Origin of the sequence: Paracoccus sp. pheM1, from assembly GCF_018499825.1 — a bacterium.
Taxonomy (GTDB): Bacteria; Pseudomonadota; Alphaproteobacteria; order Rhodobacterales; family Rhodobacteraceae; genus Paracoccus; species Paracoccus versutus.
This window is the reverse complement of the sequence record NZ_JAGXCX010000001.1, coordinates 85,245-101,380: the sequence shown is the minus strand read 5'-3', so window position 1 is coordinate 101,380 and position 16,136 is coordinate 85,245. Positions and strand designations below refer to the sequence as shown.

Here is a 16,136-nt window from a genome sequence, read left to right as displayed (position 1 = left end):
CCTCCACCGAACACTGATGGCAACAGAACCGGCGGCTTGGCTTGTCGGGCTTGAAGCTTTGACCGCAATGATCGCACAACCGCGGCTCCACCGTCGCTAGGCGCCGCCGAGTCTGCGCAGCAGATATGCATGCGGTGCTGCAATACCTCGCACCCTCACGCATGCTTTCGGGAAGAGTATCCCCACAGTTGGCGCATTTTCGGCCGGTTCTTCCGGCGCGCGGTGGCTTTCTGCTTAGCCCTCGTGCCAGGCGCTCCATGTCGGTGCGATCATCGGCCTTGCACTGCGGCGAACAAAACTTGCGGTTGCTTCGCGTCCCTGCCGGGAACGGCCCATTGCAGTATTCGCAGCGATGGGTCAGATCCAGCGTGTCGCTAGCATCACGGCCTTCTCTCCCTGCGCCCGCTTGCGCGTTGCAAGTCTTTGGTTGTACGAAGCCGCGCAGACTGTCCCGCAAAACTTGTGATGACCCTCGGGCAACGGCCCGTGACAGCGAGCGCAGCGGGTCCGCTCGATCAGCATTCCTGCGTGAATAGTCCATTCCGGCTGCCCTTCATCCCAACCCGGCCGCGTTGCCCGAACGGCGCGGAAAGCCTCCTCCAGCATTTCTCGCGCCATTGCATCGGCGCCCATCCAGCCCCAGCCCTGGCGACACAAATCCGCACGGATGCCGGCCCGCAAAGGCCCCTCCAGCCCAAACATCGATCCGATGACGCCTGCGTTGAATGCCACCCGGATCACCACGCCCAGCTGTTTCACCAGGAAGTCAAATCGCCCGGCCCCAAGGAGCCCGCGCCGCGCATCGCGTTCCTGCCGCGCCAGCTTTCTCCGGCGTGCCTGAGCGTTTCCGAAGTCTGCATGCTGAACCTTCATCCCATCACCGCATCCAGCAGCGCTGCGCTGATCGGGTGCTTCGAGACCGGCGGCAGGGTCTTCACGCCCTCGGGCGCCTTGGATGATGCGTAGGCTCGGCCGAGCCAGGCCTCATCCATGGCGAGGATGATCTCGACATGGTGAGGCCCCAGCGGCTGGCGCATGAGCCGGCACCAGGCGAGGATCTCCGAGGGCTGAATGGGGTTCGGCCCCTGCATGGAATAGGTCCGGGACCGGGAAAGCCGCTGAAAGGCATTCCAGAGGTCGCGCCCCGCCTCGGGTGGAACAACCTTCCCGCCGGCGAGAGAGGCCACCACGGCGGCGCACAGCTGCTTGCGGAGACGGTTCATCAGCGGCCACCCCTGAGATATTGCTGGTCCGACTGGCGGCGCGCGTTGGTTGCGACAACCCGCGCTGTCACCTTGCCGCTCACCTTTTCCACGAAGGCTTGCAGGTTGCCGTTCTGATCCACCGAGACCCGAACATCTACGGCCCCGCCCGATTGATCGGGACCGACCGGGCGGGTGCTTTTCGTGTGGTCAAACACCGTTTCGCGTGGGTGCATGACAGCGAGAAAACCGCCCTTGCCGTCGATGCCCCCAGATCTGGGCGCATTGCCGGTATAGCCGCCCCCGTCGAAGGACAGCGCCCCGCCGATCATGCTGGAAAGCGAACCCATGCCGGGCAGCCCCATGATGCCCTTGATCACCTGCGCCTTGGCAATCTCGGCCAGCAGCGAGGCCACCGCGTCCTTGGCCGAGGCCGATCCGTCGATGATGGACCCGAACATATCTTCCAGCGCATCCCTGCCGCGCTCGCTGGCGCCGCGGATCTGTTCCATCTTGTCGGCCGCGTCCTCGGCCGCCTGACCAGCCCGTGCATATCCGGCCGCCAGGGCATCGATCTCGGCTTCCAGTTCGGGCGTGATCTGCCGGCCTGCCTGCTGCGCCGCCGCGAGCAGGCGGGCCTTCTCTGTGGCATAGGCCATGGCATCGCCGTAATCCTCGCCTGAGATCGCGACGGCCGCGAGAACCTGCGCCTCGATCTGCAAGGCCTCGGTGCGCTCGCGGATCGACTTGGCATCCCGCTCGAACTCGTCGAGCTTTTCCTTGCCGCCGCGCCCCTTGCTCTTTCCGCCGCCCCGGCCGGCACGATCCGCCGCCGAACGGGCTTCATCGCCAGCGATGGACGCCTGGGCAAGCCGGGTCACCTCGGCATCGGTCAGGGTGGCGCCGGCCTCGCGCGCCCGCTTGCGCACCGCCTCCTCCTCGCGGGCCAGCCGCAGCCCTTCCGAGGTCGCGGCATTGCGCGCTTTTTCCGATTCGGTGAAACGCTCGTTGGCCTCGCGCATGGCATCGAGGGATTGCATGCTGGCCGCCTCGGCCGCGTGGCGCTGGCGCATGGCCTCGCCTGCCCTGGACGCGGGATCGACGCCGGCGGCCGCCGCCAGGGCGCCAACGAGGCCGCGCGCCAATGCCGTGACGCTGGAAATCACCCCGCCGAGCCGGGAAAGCTGATCCATGACCCCGGTGAACTGGATGCGGTCCCCGGCTTCCAGCGTGTCGAAGGCATCCTGCGCCCCGGCCTCGACCTCGCCGAGCCTGGATAGGAAATCCTCGCCGGTCATCTCGCCCCGGCGGAAGGCATTGACCAGCTCCTCCATCTCCAGGGACGCCTCGCGCAGCGCCTGGCCGGCCTCGGTATGGCCGAGGAACTCCAGGTCCGCCCCGGCCTCTTGCAGCGCCGGCACCAGCTGCGCCGCCGCGTCGGCAAGCGCGGCATATTCCTGATCGAGCTGGCGCACCGCCTGGGCATTCTCGTCCACCAGGTCGCGACTGCGATCAAGGGCATCATAGACCTCATCGCCCAGCACCGCCCGCGCAACACCCTCGTCGGGAAACACGGTCTCGATCCGTTCGCGCAGGTCGGTGAAGTCCACCACCGCCTCGGCAACGGCCACGCTGACCCGCTTGGCGAAGGCGCCGACCGTCGCGGTCAGCTGGTTGAACTTACGGTCCAGTTCGTCGGCACGGGCGATCAGATCGCTGTCGATCACCGCGCCCGCCTCATGGGCACGGCGAATGGTTTCTTCCAGCGCGCCCTGACCCTGTCCCAGCAGTTCCACGAAGCGTTCGCCGCCGGTGCCGCCGAATATCTCATCGGCGATACGGATCTGCGCCGCCTTGTCGAAACCCTCCAGCTTGCCGAGGATCTCGACCATCAGCGCCGAAGGGTCTTTCAGCTTGGCTTTCAGGTCCTGCGCCCTGAAGCCCAGGCGGGTGAAGGCCTCGGCCGCCGGCCCGACGCCGGTCACGATGAACTCATCGGCCCGCAGCGACAGTTCCTTGAACCCGTCCACCAAGGCATCGACGCTGATGCGGTTCTGTTCGGCGACGAACTTCCATTCCTGAAACGCCTGGGCCGAGATCCCGGCGCGCTTGGCCTCGTTGCCGATCTCGGCCAGCCCCTTGACCATCTGCCGGGTGCCATTGGCGATGCCAGCCACGCCGCCGGCGGCCAGCCCGCCGAGGATGCCCCCCGCCAGCCCCTTGCCGAAACTTCCGATGCTGCCGGTGATGCTCTTCAGCGTGGCGTTGATGCTGCCGGCCGCGCGGTTCATGTCGGCTTCCATCTGCCGGGTCGCGGATCGCGAGCCGCGCCGCAGGTTCTGATAGGTCCGGGTGCCGCGCCCTTCCGCCTGGCGCATCCGCTTCTCGAATTCCGAGATCCGGGCTTCCAGCATCACCACCAGGCGTTCAGCCGCCCCCACGCTCGCGTTCATCGCGGCCCCCTTATGCCATCCACATGTCTTCGGTGAACCAGCTGGCGCTGCTGGTGAATTGCTCCTCGCCGGCCGCCGCGCGGGCCACGGCCATCGCCGCCGCAACGGCGCCGTCGATCTTGTTGCCGGACTTGCCCTTGTGGAACATGCGGTTGCCGGCCTTGTCGGTCTCGACCTGAATGTTCGAGAAGTTCCAGCGCAGCACCGGATGGCCGCCATGTGCCAACCCGCCCGACAGGATGGCGCGTTCCAGCTCCTTCACCGCCGGCGCCATGCTGACCCAGCCCTGCCGGAATTCGACAGCGGGCAAGCCGTCCTCGTTCAGGTTCGCCATCATCGAGCGGCCGAAGGTCGGGTCGAAGGCCGATTCCTTCACGTTGAACCGGGCGAAAAGCTCGCGGATATGATCCTCGACCATGCGCAGATCGACCGTGTTGCCCGGGGTCGGGATGATGAACCCGTCCGCCGCCCATTGCAGGTAATCGACGCCATGCAACTCGCCCCGGGCCCGCAGGTTGTCCTCGGGGCAGAAGAACCACGGCCAGACCTGATAGCCGTTGCCATCGCGCCAGGCGGCCACGACGACGGTCAGATCCTCGTTCTTCGACAGGTCCACCCCGAGCCAGCAGGGCGCCTGGGTGATTTCCATCTCCTCCAGATCGACCTCGCGATTGCCCTGGTCGTAAACCTGCATCTCGACAAAGGGCGAGGTGGACTGGTCGAGCCAGCGGTTCAGGTTGAATTGCAGGAAGCTGTCGCGGTCGAAGGGCGAGTGCAGGGCTTTCTTCGCCTTGTCGCGATAGGCATCGAGGTCGGGATAGCCATGCGCCAGGCCGGGATTGACCGCGAACCAGAGATCCTCGTCCTGCCAATCGTCCTCGGGCTCGGCCATGAAGATCACCGGCAGGGTGGCGGGGTCGTCAATCTCGCCCTTCTGCACCTTCATGGCATATTCGACGGTCTTCCAGGCCAGGTTCTCCTGCCCGCGCCCCGAGGTGCTGGCGACGATCATCAGGGTGCCGGGCACCTTGACCAGCGCCGAATCCAGCGCCTCCCATTGCTTCAGGCCCGGCCGGCCTTCCCACGCATGGAGTTCGTCGGCGATGACCACGTTCGGGGTCTTGCCGTGCTGGGTCTTGCCGTCCGAGGCGATGGCGACATAGCGGGACGGAACCTTGGGGCAGGTAATGCGCGAGACGTATTCCCGAACCTGCAGGTGCTTTTCCAGACGCTTGTCGTTGTTGATGATCATCGCCGCTTCGTTGAACAGTTCCATCGCCTGTTCATGGGCCGAGGCCGCCGAGATGGTCAGCCCGCCCGCCTCGCGCTCGGTGCCGAGGAGATGCAGAAGCGTGATGCCGGCGCAAAGCGAGGTCTTGCGGTTGCCGCGCGGCAGAAGAAGCACCACGCGCCGCACCACGCGGGTGCCGTCAGGATGGCGCGGCCCATAGATGCGCCGGATGATCCGTTCCTGCCACGGGTCCAGCTGGAAGGCCCGGCCCGGAAGCTTACTTTTCGGGTGCTTGAGCATCCGCAGCCACTTCACCGCGGCCTCGCCCCGGCCCAGCGGATCGGGGATTTCGTCGTCATTGTCGATCCAGGACGGTCGCAGCATCAGCCCAACAACCCTGCCGTGAACAGATCGTCATTGCCCTCGCTGTCCTCGACCGTGGGCCGGGACCGTGAGACCGGGGTGCAACCGAGTTCCGCCGCCAGCAGGCGGGCGCGGGTCATGGCGTCGGACTGAATGGCCACGGCCGGGTTCTTGCGGGCACTGATCAGGCGCGAATTGCCGTCCTTGTCGATGCCGTAAATCTTCTGGACATGGCCGAGCTTGCGGATTTCGCGTTCCATCTCGCGAACCGTGCCCTGCGCAACGCAGTAGTTCTCGAAGGTGCCCAGATCGGCCTCGGTCAGGATGCGGCGCTGCGCCAGCATCGGCAGGATGCGCCGCCATTCTTCCTTGGCATCCTCGGAAAACCAGTCCGGCGCCGGCATATCCTCCAGCGCGTCCAGATCGGTCTTGATGTTCGGTTTCGCGCCCCTCATGGCATGATCCTCACGCAACGCAGTTCCACGCCCTTGCGCCGGCCGATGGGCGTCACCTGCTTGATGTTGAAGGCCTGTCCCCGCCAGACCGCCCGGTCGGCATTGGTGATCCCGTCGAAGAACCGGCAACGGAACATCACCAGCTCCTCATCGCTGGCGCCGTAGCCGCGAATGAATTCCTCGGTGGTCTGATCCACCCGCTCGGCCCGCAGCACGGCAAGGCGCGTCCAGGTCTCGACCGGGGTGCCGTAGTCATCGATCACGGTGCTGGCGCGGTCGATGCGGATGGTCTCGACAAGGCGCCCGGACTTCATGACGCCACCTCGGCGATCAGCGCCTCGACCACGACGACGCCATGGGAATGCTCGCCATCGGGATCGCGAAGGAAGCGCATCGAGGAGACGCGCACATCGGCGCAATGCATACCTGCGGGCATGGTGAGACGCCCGGCATGGATGGCGCGGCGAATCTCGCCGGCAATGGTCTTGACGCCTTTCATCGAGGCCTCGCTCTGCCAGACGTGCAGGCTGTGATAGACACGGGTATGGGTGCGGCGCAGGCTGGTGCCTTCGTCCACCGCCTGGCTGTCGCCCAGCAGGATTGCCGGCATGGCCGAGGGGCGCTGGAGCGTGTCGAGGATCTGCGCCGCAGGCACCAGGGCGAGAACGCCGCCCCAGGTGGTCAGGCGGGCGCGGATCGCTTTCTGAACTTCCAGATCGACGCTCATTTCGCCTCCCTGATCGCCTTGCCCACCGCGCGTTTGATACGGTCCAGGGCGGGCTTGCGGCCGAGCCGGAAGGACGGCCAGAAGAACGGATGCGGGGGCACGGTCGAGCCATGCAAACCACCGCCGTGGCCGTATTCGACCAGATGCGCATAGCGCACATCGGCATTGCCGGCGGTGACGGCCGCCGTCAGTTCCGGCACCACCATGCTGCCGCCCGGCTGCGAATAGGGCGGGGTCGAAAGGCCCGGCCCGGTGACCTTGATCGAATCCTTCAGGTCGCCATCGTCCACCGGCACCGTGACGCGCATCAGGTCCGCGATTTCCTCGGCTGACTTCTCCAGCGCCGGCACCACGGCGCGCCGCGCAGCCACGGGCACGGCCCGCATGCGCTTCTGGAACCGGGACAAGCCGCCATCATCCGCCATCAGAAGGTCCACTCCCTGAAGCCGTCCACGATGTCCCGGACACCGAACGGCAGTTCCCGCGTCAGGTCGGTCGCCGCCTCGCGGTTCTCGAACCACCAGGTGGCAAGTTGCATCACCGCTTCCCTGATCGCGGGCGGGATTTCCGGTTGGTCCTCGCCCCCGAAACGCTCCTCGATGACGAAGCCCAGCATGCGCTCGATATGGTTCTGCGCCGCCGCGATCTTCCCCTCGATCAGGGCATCGTCCGCGTCCTGATCGGGCGTCAGGCCGAGGTTGTCCTTCATGTCCTCAAGGGTGACGATAGCCATGTCAGGCATCCTCGCTGCGGAAGGTTTTCGAGGTGGGCAGAACATCGGCCTGCAGTTTCATGATGCTGTTCGCGGTATCGAAAACCTCGAAAAGCCCGGTCACGAGCCCGAACCATCCTCGCCAGTGCGCGCCGCCCGGGAAGACCAGCCGAAACGGATAATGCGCGCGGGACCGGGAAGCCGACCACAGGATCGCCTGTCCGGTATCTTCCGGGTCATTCCCGAGAATGATCTGCCAGGCGGGACGGCGTTCCAGGCTCTTTACGGTTTCAAGCTGCGGGTTGCCTTCTTCGCAATCCACATAGACCGCTTCTTCGGTGTCCCATTGCGAGCCCACCATGCCGATCGCCTCGGCTTCGCCGATCTCGATCCAGCCGGAAGCCGGAAGCGCCCCGGGCGTTTCCACGGGGGCGTTGGCGATGTAGAGGCGGCTTCCGGCGGTGGGGTAAAGCATGGATCAGGCCTCGGCCGCGTCCACCTTGACCACGTTGGAGTTGACCCAAAGCGTGGTGTTCAGCTTCATGACGTTGTTCGCCGTATCCAGCGCCTCGACCGCGCTTGCCACCTTCGCCACGAAATAGCGCGTGGACCCGGTGCCGCCGGGCGGGGCGTCGTTCAGCACCAAGCGGAAGGCATAATCATGCGGGGTCTTTTCGGCCGCGATGACGGCGATCTGCCCGGCATCCTCGTAATCGATGCCGCAGACCACCTCCATGGAACCGGCATTGCGGGTGCCCTTCAGGCGCCGGGTGCGCGAGGAAGCGATGCCGTCGAAGGTGATCTCGGCCGAGGTATCGCCCACCGATCCGAGGCCCTCGGTCTCGCCGATCTCGGTCCAGACCTGCGAGGTGAAGTCGGCCGCCACGAAATCCGTGGACTTCGCCGCGAGCTCGCCCCCAATGTAGAGCCGGGCGCCATTGGTCGCATAGATGGTCATTGCTGATCCTTTCGAGTGCTGCGCCGTTCCAGTCTCTGCTTGGCGCTGTTGTGATGATGGGCGCAGAGGCCCTGCCAGTTGCGGGGATCGTCCCGCAGCCTCGCATCGCCTTTGTGCGGGATGACGTGATCCACATGGGTGGCGAGCGCCGGCCCGCCCTTGTGGCCCAGGTCGCAGCCCGGCCATTTGCAGAAGCGGTTCTCGGGCCGGGCGAGGAAGACCTTGCGGGCCTTCTCCCAGCTGCGCCCATATCCCCGCTGGCTGCTGTTCGGCCGGGCCTTGTCGAACCGGGCCTTGCGCTCGGCATCGCGCTTCGCCTCGCACGGACAGCGGGCGCCCGAGGGCACCACCTTGCCGCAACCGCACAGGCGAGGCGCGCGCACCGGCATCAGACCGCCATCGCCAGCTTGCGGAAGGCGGTGGGACGCACCACCCCGGCACCGACACGGCGGCGGGCGTGATAGCGCATCAGGCCGTTGATCCGAACCGAATAGGGATCGGCCAGGATCGACAGCGACAGCCGGTCATAGATGCGATACCCGCGCTTGAAGTCGCCGAAGATGATCGGTTCTGCATCCTCGGCAATGTCGGGCATGTCCACCGCCTCGACCACCGGGCGGCCGAGGATCGTTTCCGGCTGACCGGCCTGATAGGAGGGCTGCCACAGGTAGTTGCCATGGCCGTCCTTCAGGGTGCGCACGGCCGCCAGCGTGTTGCCGTTCATCACCCAGGTGCCCGCCTGGCGATAGGTCGCCGGCAGCGAATACATCATCGCAATCAGGGCATCGGGATCGAGATTCGCGACATGACCATTGTCATGCGTCACGATATCGGCATTGGTCATGAAGCCCGAGGGCTCCAGCGCCGTGCTGCCGTTGACGAAGGCAAGGCTTTCCTTCTGGCCGAAGTCCTCGGCAAGGGCCATGTTGACCTCGGTCAGCACGTTGGCGCTGTCTTCCGCCAGCTGCAGCGAGATATCCACGAAGGTCGCCAGTTCGCGGATTTCGATATCGCCCTGATCGAAGGCCGGTTCGCTGCCGGTGCGGGTGGTGGTTTCGCCCACCCAGACCGCGTTTGTCACGCTGGTGCGCATCGGCAGGATCACCTTTGCGGCGCTGGTGCTGCGCACATCGGCGATGGTGCGGATCGGCGAGAACTCGACCAGGTTGCGGATGAAATCCGTCTCGATCTGTTCCGGGGCGAGGACATGGTTCGGGGTATCGCTGGCCGTGGTCAGGGCCTTGCCTTCGAGATCGCCCGTGCGCAGGTAATCGATGAAGGCCTTGCGCTCGGCCGCCTGTTCATCATCGCCGCCACCGTTGCCGCCGCCCGGCCGGTTCGCCTTGGCTTCCAGCTTGTCCAGCCGTGCGATCAGAGGCGCGACATCGGCCTTCTTTTCGATATCGGCCATCCGTTCATCCACGGTCTTGGTCAGGTCGGCCAGCGCCTTCGTGACGACGGCATCGGGTTCTTCGTCCTCCCCCTTGCGGATCAGGACGGCCGCGGAACCCAGCAGCGCGGTTTTGGACAGGTGTTTCATCAGTTCCTCTTGGAAAGCTGCGCCGCAGCGCGTTGCAGGGCCGCGGCAAGGCGCAGAGCGCCGACCGCGTCTTTGGCGGAAGTCACCTTCGCGCCGGGATGACAGGGCAGCGTCACCAGGGACGCCTCCATCAGGTCGAGGGCGGAAATCGTGCGGCCCTTGCCATGCCGAGCGGCCTTGCGGGCGACGAAGCCGATGGAGATGCCGCGCACGGCGCCGGCCTGCACCAGGGCGCGAACCTCGCGGGCGCGCGGCAGATCCTCGACCAGAAGCCGGCCTTTCAGATGCAGGCCATCGGGTTTCTCCTCGGCGTCCTCCCAAACCCCGACCGGGTCGTTCGGGTCGTGGCCGAACAGCATCGGGATGGGCATCCTGGCGGAAGCGAAGGCCCCCTTGGTGATCACGTCGCCCACGCGGTCGGGCGCGCCGAAGGGCCAGGCCAGCGCCGTGATGGCGCCGGTCTGGTCGGCCAGGACCTTGGTTTCGATGAAGCTGCGGTCCATCAGCGCGCCTCCATGAAGGCCGCGCGGTCGCCGGCCATGGCATCGACCTGCTGATGCACCCACTGCGCCGCCCGCAGGACGCGCAGCACGTTGGCATGGGTGAACGGGACCGGCTCGCCGTCCTCGGCGATCTCCCAGCCCAGGACGCAGCGGCCGAGGCTGTTCAGCCGGCACTTCTCGCGCGCCTCGGCCGAGACCCGGCCTTCGTCATCCGCCGCCGCCGCGAGGTCGTCGACCATCTTCAGCCGGGCGCGCGCCTGGGTGGCGCTGTCCGGGCCGGCGATCAGGAAGCGGATGCCGGTCGGCTTGCCGGTCACCGGGTCCAGCAGGTCGAACCAGCGGCCCCGGTCCTGATCCTCGGCATTCGACAGGATGTCATTCAGCTGCATCGGGCTTGTCCTCGGCAGGTTCGGGCGCGGGTGCCGCGCTGATGTTCGGGTTCAGGAACTCATTGCCGCCCTCGCGCGGCGGCAGGCCCAGCCATTGCCGACCCTCGTTCGGGTTGATGGTGCGGCTGGAAATCAGGCTGTTGATGGTGGTGGCGCGGGTCGCCAGATCGGCACGGGTCAGGTCGTCGCGGTCGAAGCGGATGACATGGTTGCCGCGCTCCTCGTCCGAGAACAGCGCCCGGCGCAGCGCGCCTTCCAGCCCGCGCAGCCACGGTTCCAGCGTGTAGGACAGGAATTCGCGGCCCTTCTGTTCCGAGTTCGACCAGGTGGCGCGGGACAGGTCGCCCACCATCGGCGCCGGGATGTTGAAGGCCCGGGCGATCTCCTCGATCTGGAACCGGCGGTTTTCGAGGAACTGCGCATCCGTGCTGTTGAAGGTGAACGGCTCGAAGGTCATGCCGTCATAGAGGATCGCCGTGCGGCCCTGGTCCTCGCCCTCATGCGCCAGCCGCCAGGCGGCCCGTGCCGCCTTCACGGCTTCTTCCTGCATGCCCTTGGGGATCAGCAGCGCGCCAGAGGGACGGGCGCCACGGGTGAACAGTTTGCCGGCGTGACGGTCCAGGGCAACGGCGATGCCGATGGCCTCGCGGGCGAGGGACAGCGGGCAACGGTCGAGGGGCGGCAGGAGGTGGATCACGTCGCGGGCCGGGACGGGCTGGTTGTTCAGCCGATAGCGGCGCTCGCCGGTATCAAGGTCGAGGTCGAATTGCAGGAAGGACTGGCGATAGCGGATGATCTCGCGCGGCTCGCCGTTCACCCGGTTGACCCAGGCCAGCCCGCCGGCGTCGTTCATCAGCGCGTCCCGGACGATTTGCCGGATCAACTCGAACCCCGTGGTCCAGTCGTTCGCCTCGTCCCGCAGCAGCGCCAGAAGCGGATGGTCGGGCACGTCCACCTCGTCCTGACCCTCGATCCGCTTCACGGTCACGTCGAGCGAGGCGACGGCTTCCGAGATCAGCTGGATCGCGTTCGCGACCACCGGCACCTTGAGCGCCTCGGCCTGGTTGACGACGATGCCGGCCGAGGTGGTTTCCGTCAGCCCGAAGAGCGACAGCAGCGCCGCATCGGGCGAGGCCAGCGACTTGCGCTCTGGCGTGAAGGCTTTGCGAAGATGGGTCCAGATGCTCATAGACCAGTTTATGCGCGCCGCCGCGCCGGTCTGATAAGCTGGCAAAACCTAGGAAATCATAGGAAGTCATGGGTTTTCGTGGTCAGCACTTGCCACGAAGCCAGGTCATGAGCTCGGATCGGAAGGCAAAATAGCTGCCCGATCCGGCCGGCCGGTAGATCGGGACCTCGGGCAGTTTTGCCAGGGCGCGGGCCTTGTCCACCGACACGCCCAACACTTCGGCGATCTGACCCAGCCCCCAGATCTTCCGCTCGGGGTCCAGCACGGCATCCGCGCGCCACCGATCCAGCGGCGGTTGTTCCATTTTTTCCTGTTTCGTCATCGTCATTCCCTGCCTTCCTGTCCTTCGCTTCTCTCATCTCTTTGAACTGAAATGAAAAAAGCCTATTTCCCGCAAATGTTGCGCTTGCCACCCCCCGCCGGTCCCCGCCAAAGGGCCAAAATCGGAAACCACCCCCGGGGTCACTCGACCACCCGGTCGAGGACCGGCACCCGCCAGTCGGCCGCGCACCGTTCCGCCTCAAGGATCGCCTCGGCATAGCTCGCACCGTCCCAAAGCACCGCCTGCCCGCCATCGTCCTCGATCAGCAGGACCATGAACCGAGCCGGGCAGGCCATCGGCACCCCGAGTGCGGCCAGCGCGCCGCGACGGGTGCGCAGCCCCCTTGCCGATCCGCCCACGATCTCGATCCGGTCAACGGCCGCAAAGGTCTGCCCGATCATCTGCCTTTCCTCTGCCGATACGGCCGAGGCCAGGCGCGAGCCGGTTGAGGAACCGGGGCGACAGGCGCGCAATCAATGCCGCGCTCGACCTCCATGTCGATGCGGAGGATGCGCAACTCGCGCTGTATCCGAAGCAGCACGTCCGAGGCCTTGGCGTTGAGCGGTGCCCGGCCCATGTTCGAGCCGCCGGTTCCGAGGGACATAAGCTCGTAATCGATGGCCTTGATCCGCTGGATGATGGCCTCGGCCTGCTCATCGCTGGTCGTTCTTCGGAAGAGTTTCGCTGGTCGCCTCATTCTCGCCACCTGTAACCTGTTGATTTGGCTATAGAGTGGCAAAAGTGGCAGATTTTATCTTATCGACCGTATACGCGCGCACCACACGCGCTTGCGCGCATACGTCTGATAAGGGAAATTTTGCCACTTTTGCCACTAACACTTAATTTTCAGTCCCTTAAGCCCACGCTTGCCGCCAGTCCCCTTCGCATCGGTGAACCCGCGCCCGCGCAACTCCTTCACCAGCGTGTTCTGTGTCCAGGCGCTCATGCCCTGCCTTTCGATCCACTGGGTGAAGCGCTGGTGCAGATCGGCCGAGCTTTCGAAGCCCCCGACCACAAGGTCGATCTCGTCAGCGATGAACTGCCCGACCGTGTCTTCGCTGTCGAAATACTCGGCCGATGCTGCTGCGATCCTGTCGGGCACATCCAGCCCGCGCCGCAGCCACATATCCACACCCTCGATGCACCAGCGCAGGATCGCCGGACCCTCGGCCTTGAGCTTGTCTGGCAGGCCCGTATCTCGCCGGTCGGGCGGGATGGTGACCGTGAAGGGCACCATGACCACGCGCGACCGGATAGCTTCGTCCACGCCCCGGAATGACGGCTGGGTGTTGCCAGCGATCATCAGGGTGAGTTGCGGGTCGAAATCGAAGAAGTCCTGCCGCATGAACCGGGCGCTCAGCTTATCGCCGCCGGTAAGGTCCTTGATGACGCTTTCATCCCATGTCTTGCCGCGCGGAAGCTCGCTGCCCATGACCAGGCGCGCGCCATGCAGGCCGGCGATATCGGTGGAATGACGCTCGACCTGCGAATTCAAAAACGTCTCCGCAGCCGCCTTCCGTGCATAGTCGTTCCACAGCCAGAACAGCGTGTTCAGGAACACGCTCTTGCCGTTCCGGCCCGTGCCGTAGAGGAACAGCAGCTTGTGTTCGTTCGTCATGCCCGTGAGCGCGTAGCCCGCGGCCCGCTGCATGAAATCGATGATCACATGGTCATTGTCGAAGATTTCATGCAGGAAGGTCAGCCAGCGCTCGGGCTCGGCCCCCTTCTCGGCCGGGGCCACCGCAGTCAGCTTCGTGATCATGTCCTCGCGCCGAGCCTGTCGCAATTCTCCGGTGCGAAGATCCACCGTGCCGCCCGGCGTTCCGAGCAACATCAGATCGGCATCGAACTGCGCCGCCAGCGATGCGCTGGGGCTGTTCGACTGGGCAAGGAACTCGACACTGGCGACCGTGGACTTGTGCCGCAGGGTCTCGGCCCGCGCCTTCGCCCAGGTCTTGAGCTTTTCGCCATCCTTCGGCCCGAGGCTTTTCGCCTTGCGGTCAGCCCAGCCCAGAACCTCATCGGCCTTCTGGCGCAGGAAACCCCGGACCTTGGTCATGTCCTCGCGAGACTCGTCCCGCCGCCAGCACACCCCATCCCAGAACAGCCACCTGCCCCAAAGGGCCACGTATCGGGCATTCTCATCCCAGCCGCGCCGGCCGATCTCAAGCGCCAGGGCATCGTGCGACAAGGCCACGCCATCGAAGCCGTCGCCTCCATCATCGGGCTCGAATTCCGACGACGCTGGAAGGTCGATCTCGACCGCCGCAGCCATCACGGACCGCACTTCATCGACTGCGGATTTCCTCTTGTGGGTGATCATTGTTCACCCACAAAATCAATGGCCCACGACCGAAAACCCGCGTTAGCAGGTTCTCTTTGCGTTCTTGATTTGTCTTGATAACGATTTTTACTGAAGTATTTGACTTCAGAGGATTTAAGCAGGGCTTTGCAATCCGCTGCGTAACCTCTCCGCCAACCCGCCGGAGCCTTGCGTTTGCTAGGGTTTCCAAGGCGCGGGGTCAAGGGGGTTATTGCTGCGGCCGCCGCTTTCCCCCTTCGCCTGCGACCGGATGACGGCCAGGATCAGCGATAGACATGGTCCCGGCGGAAGGGATAGGCGGATTGCGCCCCAGGCAGGTCCGGCGTCGCCAGCGCCGGGTCGGGATGGATCAGCAGGATCTGGTAAAGCGCCACCCAGCCCTGCTCGAAGGCCAGCGCGCAGCCTGCCAGATACAGCCGGTAGGCCTGCAACACCTCGGCCGCGCGATCGGGCGGCATCGAGCGCGCCAGCACTTGCTCGGCCTCGGGCAACTGCGCCTCCAGCGCGTCGGACCAGGCCCAGAGCGTGCGGGCGTAATGCGGGCGCAGGTTCTCGGTATCGACCATCTCCAGCCCGGATTGCGACAGGCTGCGGATGGCCTGGCTGACATGGACCAGCTCGCCGCCGGGAAAGATGTATTTCTCGATGAAATCGCCCAGGCCGCCGCCCACCATCGCGTCGTCCAAGCCCGAGGCGGCGATGCCGTGGTTCAGCGCCAGCCCGCCCGGCCGCAGCAGCCGACGCAGCGTGTCGCAATAGGTGCCCATCCGGGCGCGACCGACATGTTCGAACATGCCCACCGACGCCAGCTTGTCGAAGGGCTGGTCGGGCACGAGGTCGCGATAGTCGCACAGCCGGATGCGCACCCGGTCGCCCAGGCCCTCCTCGGCGATGATCCGGCCGACATGGTCGAACTGGTTCTGCGACAGGGTGATGCCGGTGGCATCGACGCCGTAATGGCGCGCGGCATGCAGCAAGAGCCCGCCCCAGCCGGCGCCGATGTCGACGAAGCGCTCGCCGGGGCGCAGGTCCAGCTTGCGGCAGATCAGGTCCAGCTTGGCCTCTTGCGCCTGCGCCAGCGTCATCTGCGGCTCGGCGAAATAGGCGCAGGAATAGACCCGCCGCGGGTCGAGCCAGAGCGCATAGAACTCGTCCGAGACATCGTAATGCGCGCGGATCTGCCTTGCATCGCGGTCGCGGCTGTGGCGCAGCAGCGAATGCACGTGATAGAGCAGCCGCTGCCAGGGCTTGGGCTGGATCGGCTGGCCGTCGCTGGGCACCAGCGCCGCCACGATCCGCATCAGGTCGCGCATCGAGCCCTCGATCCGGGCGCGGCCGCGGACGATCTCGTCCCCCAGCCGGCCCAGCCGGGCCGAGGCCAGCGGCGCCAGCGCGCCCATGTCCTTGAAGGCGATGGTCACGCGCGCATCGGGCGGGCCCAGTTGCCGCCCCGAGGGCAGGCGGACCGCCAGCGGCACCGAGAGCTGTTGCAGTTTCCGTTCGATCAGAGCTTCCAGAGCCGGCATGATCACCTCACGCTTGGGCTGGCCGCGGTTCGGGGGATGCGTGGTTGCGAGGCGCGGCAGCTTGTTCCTGACGACTGTCCCGGACCTGGCTGCCGGGGCAACTCCGGTTGCCATACTAGCGCCGATTCGCCGAAAATGGCCAGAGGCAGGGTGAAGGGTCTGCCGCAGGTTGATCGCGCAGGGCCTTGGCCGGGCAAAGCTTTGGCCCGAAAAGCCGCCCGAAAAGCCGAAAGCGGCCCGAAG

General features: G+C 65.8%; 21 protein-coding genes. All 21 read right to left on the bottom strand.

Features of this window, described 5'->3' with window-relative positions; genetic code table 11:
- Positions 1–357: 357 nt before the first annotated feature.
- Positions 358–873 carry a hypothetical protein gene (locus tag KF941_RS00500; protein WP_214272288.1) on the bottom strand — a complete coding sequence of 172 codons (516 nt, stop codon included), beginning with the start codon at positions 871–873 and terminating at the stop codon, positions 358–360.
- Positions 870–1,223 carry a hypothetical protein gene (locus KF941_RS00495; RefSeq protein WP_214272287.1) on the bottom strand — a complete coding sequence of 118 codons (354 nt, stop codon included), beginning with the start codon at positions 1,221–1,223 and terminating at the stop codon, positions 870–872. The genes KF941_RS00500 and KF941_RS00495 overlap by 4 nt, the downstream gene beginning before the upstream one ends.
- The gene (locus KF941_RS00490; RefSeq protein WP_214272286.1) at positions 1,223–3,655 is read right to left on the bottom strand and encodes a phage tail tape measure protein; all 2,433 of its coding nucleotides are present in this window, start codon (positions 3,653–3,655) and stop codon (positions 1,223–1,225) included. Before KF941_RS00490 ends, KF941_RS00495 begins: the two co-directional genes overlap by 1 nt.
- A 10-nt stretch (positions 3,656–3,665) precedes the next feature.
- Positions 3,666–5,270 carry a terminase TerL endonuclease subunit gene (locus KF941_RS00485; protein WP_214272285.1) on the bottom strand — a complete coding sequence of 535 codons (1,605 nt, stop codon included), beginning with the start codon at positions 5,268–5,270 and terminating at the stop codon, positions 3,666–3,668.
- Positions 5,270–5,704, bottom strand: a complete 435-nt coding sequence (locus KF941_RS00480) for a phage terminase small subunit P27 family (RefSeq protein ID WP_116223015.1) — start codon at positions 5,702–5,704, stop codon at positions 5,270–5,272. The genes KF941_RS00485 and KF941_RS00480 overlap by 1 nt, the downstream gene beginning before the upstream one ends.
- Complete coding sequence (locus KF941_RS00475; protein WP_214272284.1) at positions 5,701–6,018, bottom strand: head-tail adaptor protein; 318 nt, start codon at positions 6,016–6,018, stop codon at positions 5,701–5,703. The genes KF941_RS00480 and KF941_RS00475 overlap by 4 nt, the downstream gene beginning before the upstream one ends.
- Entirely contained in the window at positions 6,015–6,431 is a 417-nt protein-coding gene (locus KF941_RS00470; protein ID WP_214272283.1) for a DUF3168 domain-containing protein, read from the bottom strand. The genes KF941_RS00475 and KF941_RS00470 overlap by 4 nt, the downstream gene beginning before the upstream one ends.
- On the bottom strand, positions 6,428–6,838 hold the full coding sequence (locus KF941_RS00465; protein ID WP_346428952.1) for an HK97 gp10 family phage protein: 411 nt from the start codon (positions 6,836–6,838) through the stop codon (positions 6,428–6,430). The genes KF941_RS00470 and KF941_RS00465 overlap by 4 nt, the downstream gene beginning before the upstream one ends.
- A 17-nt stretch (positions 6,839–6,855) precedes the next feature.
- The gene (locus KF941_RS00460; protein ID WP_214272281.1) at positions 6,856–7,164 is read right to left on the bottom strand and encodes a head-tail connector protein; all 309 of its coding nucleotides are present in this window, start codon (positions 7,162–7,164) and stop codon (positions 6,856–6,858) included.
- A 1-nt stretch (position 7,165) separates the two neighbouring features.
- Entirely contained in the window at positions 7,166–7,618 is a 453-nt protein-coding gene (locus tag KF941_RS00455; RefSeq protein ID WP_214272280.1) for a hypothetical protein, read from the bottom strand.
- A 3-nt stretch (positions 7,619–7,621) separates the two neighbouring features.
- Positions 7,622–8,101: a hypothetical protein gene (locus tag KF941_RS00450; RefSeq protein ID WP_214272279.1), complete on the bottom strand. Its 480-nt coding sequence runs from the start codon at positions 8,099–8,101 to the stop codon at positions 7,622–7,624.
- Positions 8,098–8,490, bottom strand: a complete 393-nt coding sequence (locus KF941_RS00445) for an HNH endonuclease signature motif containing protein (RefSeq protein WP_214272278.1) — start codon at positions 8,488–8,490, stop codon at positions 8,098–8,100. The genes KF941_RS00450 and KF941_RS00445 overlap by 4 nt, the downstream gene beginning before the upstream one ends.
- Positions 8,490–9,641: a phage major capsid protein gene (locus KF941_RS00440; RefSeq protein ID WP_104492716.1), complete on the bottom strand. Its 1,152-nt coding sequence runs from the start codon at positions 9,639–9,641 to the stop codon at positions 8,490–8,492. Before KF941_RS00440 ends, KF941_RS00445 begins: the two co-directional genes overlap by 1 nt.
- The gene (locus KF941_RS00435; protein ID WP_214272277.1) at positions 9,641–10,144 is read right to left on the bottom strand and encodes an HK97 family phage prohead protease; all 504 of its coding nucleotides are present in this window, start codon (positions 10,142–10,144) and stop codon (positions 9,641–9,643) included. Before KF941_RS00435 ends, KF941_RS00440 begins: the two co-directional genes overlap by 1 nt.
- Positions 10,144–10,533: a hypothetical protein gene (locus tag KF941_RS00430; protein WP_214272276.1), complete on the bottom strand. Its 390-nt coding sequence runs from the start codon at positions 10,531–10,533 to the stop codon at positions 10,144–10,146. Before KF941_RS00430 ends, KF941_RS00435 begins: the two co-directional genes overlap by 1 nt.
- Positions 10,520–11,722 carry a phage portal protein gene (locus KF941_RS00425; protein ID WP_214272275.1) on the bottom strand — a complete coding sequence of 401 codons (1,203 nt, stop codon included), beginning with the start codon at positions 11,720–11,722 and terminating at the stop codon, positions 10,520–10,522. The genes KF941_RS00430 and KF941_RS00425 overlap by 14 nt, the downstream gene beginning before the upstream one ends.
- An 82-nt stretch (positions 11,723–11,804) precedes the next feature.
- Positions 11,805–12,050, bottom strand: coding sequence for a DNA-binding protein (locus KF941_RS00420; protein ID WP_240540179.1), 246 nt, complete (start codon positions 12,048–12,050; stop codon positions 11,805–11,807).
- Positions 12,051–12,184: 134 nt separating this feature from the next.
- A complete protein-coding gene (locus tag KF941_RS00415) occupies positions 12,185–12,445 on the bottom strand; it encodes a hypothetical protein (RefSeq protein ID WP_104492713.1) in 261 nt (86 codons plus the stop codon).
- Positions 12,442–12,741 carry a hypothetical protein gene (locus KF941_RS00410; protein WP_104492712.1) on the bottom strand — a complete coding sequence of 100 codons (300 nt, stop codon included), beginning with the start codon at positions 12,739–12,741 and terminating at the stop codon, positions 12,442–12,444. The genes KF941_RS00415 and KF941_RS00410 overlap by 4 nt, the downstream gene beginning before the upstream one ends.
- A 135-nt stretch (positions 12,742–12,876) precedes the next feature.
- Entirely contained in the window at positions 12,877–14,367 is a 1,491-nt protein-coding gene (locus KF941_RS00405; protein ID WP_214272274.1) for a phage/plasmid primase, P4 family, read from the bottom strand.
- Between the two features lie 263 nt (positions 14,368–14,630).
- Entirely contained in the window at positions 14,631–15,893 is a 1,263-nt protein-coding gene (locus KF941_RS00400) for a class I SAM-dependent methyltransferase (RefSeq protein ID WP_214272273.1), read from the bottom strand.
- Positions 15,894–16,136 lie beyond the last annotated feature (243 nt).